The following is a 12,364-nucleotide window of genomic DNA, read 5'->3' as shown; positions in this document are numbered from 1 at the left end:
TTTGCTTCTCGCGCCGATGTTTTGCTTCTCGCGCCGATGTTTTGCTTCTCGCGCCGATGTAAAAACGCCCACTCATAGGAGGGGCGTTTCTACATTGTCAACATTTTTTCTTTGGGCCGTGTTTATATCTGTTTATCTTTTCCCATAATGGTAAAAATGCATACAACATGAAAATTGGAGCTAAAAATGATGAGTTGGAAAAAGATAAAAAAGCGCTTTTTATTGAAAATATCGATTGGAATGGTGTTGCTTGCCGTTACGTTTGTGGCTGGTGTTTATTTGGTTAGCTTTCTACTCGGTCCGCCCAAGCTTACAACCGATCAAAATACGATCTATTACAGCAAAGACAATCAGGTGATTGGCGAAGAAAGCGGAAATGAAAGTCGCTATTGGGTTGATTTAGACGACATGTCAGACCAGCTTGTTAAAGCAACATTACTTGCCGAGGATCAACATTTTTATGACCATAACGGTTTTGACATTCCACGTATTGCTAGTGCAATTTGGACTGATCTAAAAAATATGTCGCTAAAAGAAGGTGCCAGTACACTGACACAGCAGTATGCCCGCAATCTCTATTTATCATTTGATAAAACATGGACACGTAAACTACAGGAAGCCTTTTATACAGTCCGCTTGGAAATGTTTTATTCAAAGGATGAAATTTTGGAGGGCTATTTAAATACGATTTACTATGGACATGGCGCATATGGTGTGGAGGCAGCCAGCAGGTATTTTTTTAACAAATCAGCAGATGAGCTATCCCTCGCTGAAGCCTCTATGCTTGCTGCAATCCCGAAAGGGCCCACCTATTATTCGCCCTTTAACAATATGGAAAATGCCAAAGAACGGCAGAAGTGGATCCTCGGATTACTTTTGGAAAAAGACGTAATTGATCAAGAAACTTATTTTTTGGCCACAAGTGAAAAATTAGCGTTTGCAAAACCAAAAAAACAGAAAGAGGATCGGACAGCACCATATTTTCAGGATACTGTTTTACAGGATGCGGCAACTATTTTAAAACTTGATGAGGAGCAAATCCGTTCCGGTGGCTACCAGATTTACACAACATTGGATTTGGAGCAACAAAAACAACTGGAAGCAAAAATTGATGCTGTTTTTCAAGACAGCAGTAAGATGGAAGTTGGTGCAATCGCGATGGACCCGTCTACAGGTGGAATTCAGGCATTAGTTGGCGGCCGTGACTATCAAGCAAGTAAATTCAATCGCGCCATCCAAGCAAGACGGATGCCGGGGTCTACATTCAAGCCATTTTTATATTATGCAGCATTGGAAAACGGCTATACCCCGACCACAAAGCTGATGAGTAAGCCAACAGTGTTCAAATTAGAGGATGGAGATGTCTATCAACCAAGTAACTTCAATGGTTATTATGCCAATGAACCGATTACACTTGCACAAGCGTTAGCACTGTCTGACAACGTATATGCAGTGAAAACCAACCTCTTCCTTGGAGTTGAGAAATTAATCGACACGGCTCGTACATTTGGGATTAACAGCAAATTACCATCTGTCCCCTCACTCGCATTAGGAACAGCATCTGTATCTGTGGAAGAAATGGTGACAGGATACGGCATGTTAGCAAATGGCGGTCAGAAAATTACTGGTCATACCATTGAAAAAATCGTTGATCGAAAAGGGAAAGTCGTTTATGAACGTGAAAATTCGACTGGTAAACAGGTATTAGATCCGCAGCGGACATTCATTTTAACTCAATTATTGACTGGAATGTTTGATCGTTCGTTAAATGGATACATGGCTGTAACAGGGTCCACGATCGCGGATCAACTCACACATACATATGCTGGAAAATCTGGGACAACCAATTCAGACAGCTGGATGATTGGGTATAGTCCTGACCTTGTAACCGGTATTTGGACAGGATATGACGACAATCGCCAGGTGGAAAAGGTTGCTGAAGTGTCCTACGCCAAAAATGTCTGGGCAGCATTCATGGAAGCAGCCCACGAAGATGTATCCAACAATAAGTTCGATGTTCCAAACGGAGTTGTCGGTGTGGCCATTGATCCCGAGTCCGGCGCGCGTGCAACGTCTTATTGTCCACATCGTCGGGTTATGTATTTTAAAAAGGGGACTGAACCAAAGGACTATTGCTCCACACATTTACCAGAAGATGAGGAGCATAAGTTGAAGAAACAGGATAAAAGGGAACAGGATGACACAAAGGAAAAAGACGGTATATTGCAAGAAATATTCGAGATGCTGTTTTAGGTGAATGACATGCTGGTGACATTATTTAATGCCAAAGCCACAATAAAAATAAAGAAGCTGACACACAGCGGGGTCCGTCCCACTTGTTGAGTCAGCTTCTTTTTTGTCCTAGTAATACATGTGTAAGCCCATGTATACATATTTTACAAATTTCTATCGTAAAGCACAAGAATTTAAGCAATTGTTCATGATTCGTTCACAAATTGTTCATTATTCTGGTAGTGCTTGCTTCAATTCATCGGTAGAATTTTTCCACATTTCACCACCATTAAAGTCAACAAGAAAGTCTTTTAACAAATGCTTGGAATGCTCATCCATATGCTCGACCATAACTTTCCCTTTTAAAGACTTTTCCATATGTGTCACATGCTCAGGCATGGATTTGTATGCTCGTTTAATGGAACGGTCAACCCGAATTTCACTGCCACATACGCCGGAAAAATAAGGGCCGTTTTCCCCATTTTCAACAGTTACCCAAACAATCCAATACAATTTGCCATTTGGAACTGCATCTTTATCAGGTAAGAATTTCACACGGCGCTCCACTTCACTACGCGCATGCATAGCACCCATATCAACAAACGCTCGATCTTCATTCGGATCAACAATTACCGGGGACATATTTTCAAGACTGATCGATCCAGCGCCATATCCTTTATCGCCATCAAGTGGATCGTCTTTTATTATCGTAAATGGATTACTTTTCTTTTGATTAGCAGATTGATCTGAACTCATTCAAGGACCCTCCTATTTTGCTATTGCCTATTATTGTAGCATAGTTTAGAAGTCAATTTCATCCAATCGCTACGGCGCACTTTTATAAACTGGTAACCCTTTAGAATACTATGACACAGGTGGATTTTCGTTTAATGCATCAATAAACAGCCAAGCTTCCCTAATTTCTTCATCCGAATACTTCTGTTTTGGTTTGACGACATGAACTTTTTGAACAACTTCGTCTTTTGATAAGTCATCGAAAAACAACATCGTCGAAACAAGCTCAAGAAAACGTGAACTCTTTGATTTAAGCATGTCCACTTTTTTCGTAAAATCCGGCATGTCCAAGGCAAATTGGTTTAAAAACTCCTTACCATCACTAGTTATCTTATAATTGTATTGATAATAACTGCTTTTCTCCTCTTTTTCTTCCGTAATAAACCCTAGATTCGTCAACTCTTCCACCCTTAGTGAGAGCTCTTCCGAATATGGCCCATAAAAGTGGAATTGATATTTTTCCTCAAACGGAACATGATTTTTCTGTAAAATATAGATCATTTTCTGCAGTTTTTTCCGTCCTGTAACTTCCTTTGCAACCGAGAAAAATTGCATTAATTTAGCATGATTAGTCAACATGGTTTTCCGCTCCTTCACCATATAAAAGTTCTAACATTCGTTTCTTCACATCATCATCAGTAAGCTTGTTCAAGAAATCAGCGGGGAAATATAATTTGTGATCCGTTCGCTTTTTCCCGGAAATGGACTCAACAATATCGGATTGCCTTGACAATTCTCGAAGCTCGTTATTCGGCATTAACAAATGAATTGGCAACCGTTCCTCTTCCTCACCAGGACGATAAAAATCATATGGCAAATCTGATGACGAATCAACAACAAGGTAATATTCTGGATCAATCCCAACACCTTGAAATAAACGGTATAATTCCATCCACTCATTCATTTGTAGATTTGGATTGAATTCCACATACTTAAACAAGCGACGGTTCATAAATCGCTCGCACAAATCACGCAAAATATCGTCATCTTCCTCCTGCCAAAGCTGAAAATAATAGAAAACGATCGCTTCATCCAGTTTTACATATTCCTGCAAATCTACTTTTTCATTAAAAAAGGAAACAAAATGTGTTGGTTCCAACTTAAATGTATAATTATGCTCAAACAAATACTTCGCACGGTGTAGAATTTTTGACAAAATAACTTCTGCACTTCTTGTAACTGGGTGAAAATAGACTTGCCAATACATTTGGTACCGGCTCATAATATAATCTTCCACCGCATGCATCCCACTTGATTTAATCACAACCTGATCATCAATCGGGCGCATCACCCGTAGGATCCGCTCCATGTCAAAATGGCCGTAACTAACCCCGGTAAAATAGGCATCACGCTGCAAATAGTCCATCCGGTCAGCATCAATTTGACTGGATATCAAGCTGACAACTAATTTATCTTCATACGTTTTGGCAATGACATCGGCCACTTTTTGAGAGAATCCCGCTTCAACCCGCTCCAAAATCGTGTGCACATGCGTATCACCGAGTAAAATTTGCTGGGTAAAGTATTCATGGTCAAGCTTAAATACTTTTTCAAATGAATGAGAAAACGGCCCGTGCCCCAAATCATGCAACAATGCAGCACAAAGGCATAACAGTCGCTCATCGTTGTTCCAGTGAGGCCGATCTTTAAAATTATAAATAATTCGCCGGACAATTTCATAAACACCTAACGAATGGTTAAACCGGCTATGTTCCGCACCATGAAAGGTTAAGTTGGTTGTCCCCAGTTGTTTAATACGTCGCAACCGCTGAAATTCTGGTGTCGCAATCAGGTCCCATATTACTAAATCCTTTACATGGACATATCTATGTACTGGATCTTTAAAAACCTTTTCCTCATCTAATTGTTCATCTTTATAAGCCATTTTTAAAAACAACCCGTTTCTTTTCGACAGTTTTGTTTTATTATATAATAGATAGTCAAAGTTAAAAAGAGGTACATAGGAATTTAATGAAGGAGAACATAATGAAAACTTGGAAAGAAATTGTTCGTCATACGACATTTCGCTATATAGATCAATCTAACGACAATTATTTCAACGATGTGCCAGTTTCCGCAATGACTTCATTTGCGATTGATGACGCATTAGCTATGTCTGTTAGCGAAGGAGATTCCCCACCTTCTGTAAGGTTATGGGTTCATCCCAATACAGTCGTGCTTGGCATTCCAGACGCACGCTTGCCTTTTATTGAGGAGGGGATCCGTCTGCTTCACGATCACGAATATCAGGCTGTCGTTCGAAACTCTGGCGGGCTTGCCGTAGCTTTAGATGAGGGAGTTTTAAATATATCGCTTGTATTGCCAGGTGTAAAACATATAACAATTCATGAATGCTACGAAGCAATGGTCAGCTTTGTTCAATACATGTTACGTGACCTTACTGACAAAATAGAGGCTTACGAAATCGTCGGCTCCTATTGTCCAGGTGATTATGATTTAAGCATCCACGGACGAAAATTTGCCGGAATTTCCCAGCGCCGAATCAAAGATGGTGCAGCTATTCAAATTTACCTGGATGTGGAAGGTAGTGGAAGTGAACGCGCAGCACTAATACGGGAGTTTTATGACGTCAGTATTCAGGATGGCGAAACAAAATTCACATATCCAGAAGTTGATCCAGCAACAATGGCCTCTTTGTCAGAGTTACTTGATATGGAATTGACTATGGAAGAAATGAAAAGGCGAGTCCATTCAACCTTAAAAGAATTAAGTGATGAAGTCGTTGTTTCGGCGTTTTCAGATCGTGAACTAGCAACATTCCAAACCCGTTTGCAACAGATGAGAAAACGGAATGAAGGGATTATTGACATGGAGTGAATAGTTGGCGGGGCGGCTCTTGGGACGATAGGTGTGCGATTATAGTCAATGCCTCACGACTCCGCACACTGTTCCGGCTGATGTTTTTTGTTTTCGGGACGATGTTTCTGCTTTCCCGCCGATGTTTCCGCTCTCGCGCCGATATTCACCTACACGCAGGCACTCGCCATTACACCACAATAAAAAAGCTTGCAACTTCGAGTCGACAAGCTTTTTCATGTTGTAATACCTCATTCAGTTATTTTCGACCATTCTATTCCGCCTGTGCAGCAGTAATTAATGCCAATTTATAAACATCATCGGTGCTGCAGCCTCGGGATAGATCATTTACTGGTTGATTTAACCCTTGTAATATTGGGCCAACCGCTTCAAATCCACCGAGGCGTTGTGCGATTTTATAGCCGATATTTCCCGCTTCCAAGCTTGGGAAAATAAATACATTGGCATTTCCACCCAATATAGAATTTGGAGCCTTTTTCTTGGCAACACTAGGCACAAATGCAGCATCAAATTGAAATTCGCCGTCAATTAGTAATTCACCATTTTTTCCCTTTGCCAATTCCACTGCTTCGATAACTTTTTCTGTTTCTTCTGATTTAGCAGAGCCTTTCGTGGAAAAACTCAACATTGCCACTCGCGGTTCAACGCCGAACAATTTCCCCGTTTCTGCGCTTTCTACTGCGATTTCCGCAAGATCTTGACTATTTGGGGCTATATTAATGGCACAATCAGCAAAAACATACTTTTCCTCATTACGCACCATAACAAAGACACCAGATGTTTTTTGGATACCTTCTTTTGTTTTAATGATTTGTAGTGCTGGTCGAACGGTGTCAGCTGTTGAATGCGTAGCACCACTTACCAAACCATCAGCTTGCTTCATATAAACAAGCATCGTACCAAAGTAATTTTCATCTAGCAAAATTTTTCGTGCATCATCAGCTGTGACTTTTCCTTTGCGGCGCTCGACAAATGTTTCAACCATCCGCTCAAATTCAGCAAATGCTGCTGGGTCCGTTAGTTTACATGAAGTCAAATCAACACCAATCTCTTCAGCCTTCTGCTCGATATGATCCCTGTCACCTAATAGAATCGGTGTTAAAATCCCCGCTGTTCCAAGTTTACTTGCCGCTATTAAAATCCGCTCATCCGTACCCTCAGGAAAAACAATTTGCTTATTCGTATTGGTTACTTGCTTTTCTAACGTTTCAAATAGATTACTCATCATGAAACCTCCTTTCCTGCTACTTAAAATGATAATTGATTACATTTCCTAATGAAAGAAAGACAGTTCGAAAACATAATCCAAATCGATCGTTTTGACACTAATTCTTCACAATTAAGCAGCATCCGCTCTCCCACTAGTACTTGCACCTAAGACCTTGATCGTTCTCCATGATTATTATCCCCTAATTATGATATAGTAAAAACATGATACGTACTATTCACCGAAACTAAAGGAGAGATATAGAATGGCCGAAGCAGTTGAAACAATGGATGGCTGGTATTGTTTACATGACCTCAGAAGCATTGATTGGACATCATGGAAAATGGCATCTAGTGAAGAAAGACAAGCAGCTATTCATGAGTTCGAACAATTGTTAACAAAATGGGAAAATGTTGAAGAAGAAAAAAACGGCAGTCATGTAGTGTATACTGTAGTTGGACAAAAAGCGGACATCATGTTCATGTTTCTTCGCCCAACAATGGTTGAACTAAATGAACTAGAAACCGAGTTCAACAAAACAAAATTTGCTGAATATCTCAGACCGTCCTATTCTTATGTATCCGTTGTCGAACTTTCCAAGTACTCCGAACCAAAAGGCGGGGCAGACCTGGAATCATTTCCAAAAATTCAAGAACGGCTCAAACCAATTTTACCAAAGTGGGAGCATATGTGTTTTTACCCAATGGATAAACGCCGACAAGGAGAAGACAACTGGTACTCTCTTGAATTTGATAAACGCGCAAAACTGTTATATGAACATAGTAAAACAGGTCGCAAGTATTCCGGTAAAGTAAAACAAATCATTACTGGTTCTTTTGGTTTTGACGATTGGGAATGGGGCGTGACATTATTTGCCCATGATGCTGTTGAATTGAAGAAAATCGTTTATGAAATGCGGTTTGATGAGGTTAGTGCACGTTACGGTGAATTTGGTGAATTCTTTGTTGGGAACCATTTGCCGAAAGAAAATGTTGCAGCTTTTTTACAAGTATAATTTGAAAGCTTTCTGCACAATGCAGAAAGCTTTTTTAATGAATAACGCTCTCTCGACCATGAAGAAGCCACTACACGCAACCAAGATACCTCTTTCTCGTTTCTACACGCCTTCCCTATCCTTTTTATTTTGTCATACATCTTCTCCAAATTTCATACACATCAGTAAAAGGCCCAGCATAGAGATATACAGAAATGGGGTGTACTTTATGGCTGTGATGCCTACCGAGGCCAAATGAAATGTAATTGGCTCAGTCAATTACTTTATTCCACCTTAGTCCCCAGATTTTCCTTACCATTTTATTTTAGGAGGTTTTTTTATGAGCGAGAAAAAAGATACTAGCAATCAAGCATACCAAGCATATCCTTATTACTATTATCCGCAAACATCACAAGCCTACTATCCCGTATACGACTACCGACAACAATACCCTCAACAACAGCAAGTCCAGCCAACACCTGGAGCACCAAGTCAGCTACCTGCAGAACAATCGTATATCGAAAATATTCTGCGACTAAACGAAGGAAAGCTTGCTAACGTATACATGACATTCGAAAACAGTCAAGAAAAGGTATTTAAAGGTGTCGTTGAAGCGGCCGGCCGAGATCACATTATTTTAAGAGATCCACAAACGAATAAGCGTTACTTGTTATTGATGGTATACCTTGATTACATTACATTTGATGAGGAACTCAATTATAATTATCCATATGGTCAAATGTCTACTTATCCATCAAGATAGCCGTACATGTATGTAACCAATAAATTATCGTAATCGGTTATCCAGAACCATTTGTCTTACAATCCTACAAAAAGGATGACCATATGGAATCGTATTTGTCCCATCATGCGTCATCCTTTTTCACTATTATTTCTCTGTTCACCCAAAAGGGGATAATTATATGCGACATCCATCTGAAAAGTTCATTCGATTGGAACTGATTGCCATTCTCATCGCTGCTTTAGTCGGGGTTTTTGCCTTAATAAAAGGCTTCTTATTCATCATTATTCTAGCATTGTACTTGATTGCCTTAAGCATGTTTAGCGGTGCAATTGTCGAATGGCAAACACACCAAACAAACCGTGCAGGAAAACACATGTTACAGGCAATTTTATTATTTATTTTTACTACCTATTTGATTTCCCATCTCTAAAGATTATTTGTGTTCTGGGCTTCCTTATACATGTTTCACAATAGCATACCCCAATAAAACCCAGCCGATTAAAAATGCTACGCCACCAAGTGGAGTAATCATCGCGAACGTTTTAATTCCCGTCGTGGAATAGATATAAAGGCTTCCAGAAAATAGCAGGATACCAATGAAGAACAACCAGCCTGCCCACATCATACCGCCAGTCTGGATCTTGGCGATTAATAATCCTGTGAAAAGTAATGCCACTGTATGAAACATTTGATAGGTGACCGCTTTATCCCAGGTCGCCAATGCCTTTTCTGATAGTTTTCCTTCTAAGCCATGTGCCCCAAAGGCTCCTAATGCCACAGCAAGAAACCCATTTATTGCACTAAGCAATAAAAATAACTTCATCTTCACTCTCTCCCTCATATTTTAAAGTATATATCTCTAAAAGTGCTTGTTCAAAAAGTTGCCAAATTAGAAGCAAGGTCGACTAAGAACGTCACGTCAATAGCCAACGTTGACATTAGCACGTCCTCGAAAAAGAAATACACTTTTTCTTAGTGCGATTTGAACAACCTCTAAAAGTCAAAAATTGATTTACCATTCGCATCATGGTCGATCGCTTCATGCTCCGATTGCTTCCTAACTGACGGATGATCGGAAACGCCCATCATTGCCTTCATTTCACTCGCCGATATGTCACTACTAGTTAAAACCGATGAATCTTCTTCATCCAATAGTAACTCACATAACAGCTTCACATTAGCAACATGTTGCATCATTACTTGCTGATTCGCTTGTTGTTTATTTACTTGCTGTACTTCTTTCATCATTTTTTTGATTACAGTATTCGTTGTTACCGCCATAGAACCGCTCCTTTAATCGAACTTGCTTAAGTATAACACGATAACTCCCAATAGCTAAAAGAGGTTGTTCAAAAAGTCACCAAATGATAAGCGGCGAATCTCTTCGTTGGCGGCAAAGGAACTTCTACTAAACCCGCCCACGTCAATAGCCAACGCAGAAGTCAGCACGTCCTGTGCAAGTCCGGTCCTCATGTAGATTTTGCCTACATTCCGGTCCTCAAGACTACGCCGCCTCGACCTTCTTGCTTCTAATTTGGCAACTTTTTGAACACGCACTGAAAGGACAAGTTTATGAACAAACTAAAAAGCCCTGGTTTCCCAAGACTTCTTACAAACGTTTCACGATATACATATATTTTTCTCCTTCTGTTGCTCTTCTTCGCTATAGCGATCATAAACCCATTGCAAAAATTCTATTTCATTTGTTTGCAATTGCCTGCCAAGCTTCTCTTTCGTATCTTCTAATACAGCTAAAAAGCTCTCCACTACGCTATATCCCCCCATTAACGAGAACGATAATTTTCTACCTTATATTCTACAGTTAATGAGGTAAAGAATCAACAGTAAATTATAAATCTAACAAATTGACAGATAATTTATATGCATTAGTTTGTATGCGAATAACTCATTACTTTGTTTGCACGATTGAAACGGTCCTTATAAATGATATGTTCACGATTAAATTTAGTCGGACTATCCAAGCCTGCAACAGCCGTCATTTCAAATACACCCTCGCGAAGTGCAATTAAGTAGTTACATACTCGGTACTTTTTCTCCTCAATACTTAACGCGTTTTGCAGCTTCGGATCGGTTGTTGCGACACCAACTGGGCAGTTATTCGTATGACAGACTTGTGCCATGATACATCCAACACTAAGCATGAAACCACGAGCTATATTAATTAAATCCGCTCCTAAAGCTAATGCCATCGCAATTTTATCTGGCGTAAGTAATTTCCCGGAAGCAATAATAGCGGTTCGATCTCTAAGTTCATATTTCTTCAACATATCATCAACAAGTGGCAAGGCAGCAAATGTTGGTAACCCGACCGATTCGGCCAATTCGTAATAAGATGCACCTGTTCCACCGTTTCCACCGTCAACCGTAATAAAATCAGGAACAATACCTGTTTCCTTCATCGCTTGAACATAACTTTCTACTTGCTGTTCATCGCCGACGACAATCTTTGTTCCAACTGGCTTTCCACCAACGTCACGCAATTTATCGAGAAACTCCAACAACCCTTTTGCATCATCAAACTCACGGAACCGATTTGGACTGTTGATGGTTACACCTGGTTCTACTTTGCGGATTTCAGCAATTTCTTCGGTTACCTTACTTCCTTCAACATGGCCGCCACGAGTTTTGGCACCCTGCGCTAATTTTAATTCAAATGCTTTGACCTGCTCGATTTCACTTCTGTTTTTAAAAGCTTCCCAAGCAAATTCCCCATCTTTTGTGCGCACTCCAAACAAACCAGGGCTTATTTGCATGATAATATCCACATTACCTTTTTGGTGGTATGGTGAGATACTTCCTTCTCCCGTGTTCATCCATGTCCCCCCGGCCATACCTAATCCCTTGGAAAGTGCGGTTATAGCATGGTCTCCTAATGAACCAAAGCTCATTGCCGATTGACCGATTATCCCTTTTAGTTTAAACGGATTTCTAACGGTGTCTTTTCCTAGAATAATAGCTTCGTCATCTGTTAAATAGAATGGATTAAGAATATCCTCCTCATGGTGTTCTTTACGACTGAGAAGTTTTTCATTATCAATCGTATAAAGCCTTGTCTTAATCTTCGGCTGCTGGTCAATTTTCATTTCCTCTCGCTGACTCGGAAACATATTGTTGACAATGTATAGACCTTCCTCAGCAAAATCCCGTTCCGATCCATACCCGATCATCCGACTATTATATTTAGCTGCCTTATAGACATACTCAAATTCACGCCGGTTGAACGGTTTACCCTCATTGTTATTGTTAAAAAGGTATTGGCGAAACTCTGGACCAGCCTTTTCCGCAATATACCGCACTTTTCCTAACACTGGATAATTCCGTAAAATGGAATGCTCCTTTTGTTTCTGATCAGATAAATAAATACGTAAAAAAATTAGTAATGGTACTACAATCAAAATGCCAATGATGACGATCAATGTAATTAACAACCCTGTCGTCATTGCAAATCATCCCCCTTTTTTAATGTTTGTTGCTTTTTACATTTCGTAGTTGATAGAACATGCGACGTAACTGCTGGACTCTTTTCTATAAG

Annotated in this window: 14 protein-coding genes; 5 read left to right on the top strand and 9 right to left on the bottom strand. The window is 40.0% G+C overall.

Annotation, left to right across the window (positions count from 1 at the left end):
* Window positions 1-186: 186 nt before the first annotated feature.
* The gene (locus ACW2QC_RS19750) at window positions 187-2,253 is read left to right on the top strand and encodes a transglycosylase domain-containing protein (protein ID WP_457545643.1); all 2,067 of its coding nucleotides are present in this window, start codon (window positions 187-189) and stop codon (window positions 2,251-2,253) included.
* A 210-nt stretch (window positions 2,254-2,463) separates the two neighbouring features.
* Here ACW2QC_RS19750 and ACW2QC_RS19745 read toward each other — a convergent pair whose 3' ends face one another.
* The 3 genes from ACW2QC_RS19745 to ACW2QC_RS19735 all read right to left on the bottom strand — a co-directional run bounded on the left by ACW2QC_RS19745 (window position 2,464) and on the right by ACW2QC_RS19735 (window position 4,912).
* Window positions 2,464-2,988, bottom strand: a complete 525-nt coding sequence (locus ACW2QC_RS19745; RefSeq protein ID WP_457545642.1) for a YwhD family protein — start codon at window positions 2,986-2,988, stop codon at window positions 2,464-2,466.
* Window positions 2,989-3,096: 108 nt separating this feature from the next.
* Window positions 3,097-3,606 (bottom strand): YwgA family protein, encoded by a 510-nt coding sequence (locus tag ACW2QC_RS19740; RefSeq protein ID WP_457545641.1) that lies wholly within the window; start codon window positions 3,604-3,606, stop codon window positions 3,097-3,099.
* Window positions 3,596-4,912: an HD domain-containing protein gene (locus ACW2QC_RS19735; RefSeq protein ID WP_457545640.1), complete on the bottom strand. Its 1,317-nt coding sequence runs from the start codon at window positions 4,910-4,912 to the stop codon at window positions 3,596-3,598. Before ACW2QC_RS19735 ends, ACW2QC_RS19740 begins: the two co-directional genes overlap by 11 nt.
* Window positions 4,913-5,013: 101 nt before the next feature.
* Here ACW2QC_RS19735 and ACW2QC_RS19730 point away from each other — a divergent pair, with 101 nt between their 5' ends.
* Complete coding sequence (locus tag ACW2QC_RS19730) at window positions 5,014-5,865, top strand: lipoate--protein ligase family protein (RefSeq protein WP_457545639.1); 852 nt, start codon at window positions 5,014-5,016, stop codon at window positions 5,863-5,865.
* A 45-nt stretch (window positions 5,866-5,910) separates the two neighbouring features.
* Here ACW2QC_RS19730 and ACW2QC_RS19725 read toward each other — a convergent pair whose 3' ends face one another.
* Together ACW2QC_RS19725 and pta are read right to left on the bottom strand one after the other, a co-directional pair.
* A complete protein-coding gene (locus tag ACW2QC_RS19725; protein WP_457545638.1) occupies window positions 5,911-6,084 on the bottom strand; it encodes a hypothetical protein in 174 nt (57 codons plus the stop codon).
* Between the two features lie 34 nt (window positions 6,085-6,118).
* Window positions 6,119-7,090, bottom strand: coding sequence for a phosphate acetyltransferase (gene pta / locus ACW2QC_RS19720; RefSeq protein WP_457545644.1), 972 nt, complete (start codon window positions 7,088-7,090; stop codon window positions 6,119-6,121).
* A 247-nt stretch (window positions 7,091-7,337) separates the two neighbouring features.
* On the opposite strand from pta, the gene hemQ reads away from it, so the two are divergent.
* The 3 genes from hemQ to ACW2QC_RS19705 all read left to right on the top strand — a co-directional run bounded on the left by hemQ (window position 7,338) and on the right by ACW2QC_RS19705 (window position 9,241).
* Window positions 7,338-8,087 (top strand): hydrogen peroxide-dependent heme synthase, encoded by a 750-nt coding sequence (hemQ, locus tag ACW2QC_RS19715; RefSeq protein WP_457545637.1) that lies wholly within the window; start codon window positions 7,338-7,340, stop codon window positions 8,085-8,087.
* 319 nt (window positions 8,088-8,406) lie between these two features.
* Entirely contained in the window at window positions 8,407-8,829 is a 423-nt protein-coding gene (gerQ, locus tag ACW2QC_RS19710; protein WP_457545636.1) for a spore coat protein GerQ, read from the top strand.
* A gap of 160 nt (window positions 8,830-8,989) precedes the next feature.
* The gene (locus ACW2QC_RS19705) at window positions 8,990-9,241 is read left to right on the top strand and encodes a hypothetical protein (protein WP_457545635.1); all 252 of its coding nucleotides are present in this window, start codon (window positions 8,990-8,992) and stop codon (window positions 9,239-9,241) included.
* Between the two features lie 24 nt (window positions 9,242-9,265).
* On the opposite strand, the gene ACW2QC_RS19700 is transcribed toward ACW2QC_RS19705, so the two are convergent.
* From ACW2QC_RS19700 to ACW2QC_RS19685, 4 genes are all read right to left on the bottom strand, one after another.
* Window positions 9,266-9,634, bottom strand: coding sequence for a DUF423 domain-containing protein (locus tag ACW2QC_RS19700; RefSeq protein WP_457545634.1), 369 nt, complete (start codon window positions 9,632-9,634; stop codon window positions 9,266-9,268).
* A 170-nt stretch (window positions 9,635-9,804) separates the two neighbouring features.
* A complete protein-coding gene (locus tag ACW2QC_RS19695) occupies window positions 9,805-10,092 on the bottom strand; it encodes a DUF5327 family protein (RefSeq protein WP_457545633.1) in 288 nt (95 codons plus the stop codon).
* A gap of 339 nt (window positions 10,093-10,431) precedes the next feature.
* A complete protein-coding gene (locus ACW2QC_RS19690; RefSeq protein ID WP_457545632.1) occupies window positions 10,432-10,578 on the bottom strand; it encodes a hypothetical protein in 147 nt (48 codons plus the stop codon).
* Between the two features lie 119 nt (window positions 10,579-10,697).
* Complete coding sequence (locus tag ACW2QC_RS19685; protein ID WP_457545631.1) at window positions 10,698-12,272, bottom strand: FMN-binding glutamate synthase family protein; 1,575 nt, start codon at window positions 12,270-12,272, stop codon at window positions 10,698-10,700.
* Window positions 12,273-12,364 lie beyond the last annotated feature (92 nt).

Source organism: Virgibacillus sp. FSP13, from assembly GCF_054048505.1.
This window is presented reverse-complemented; position numbering and strand designations above follow the sequence as displayed.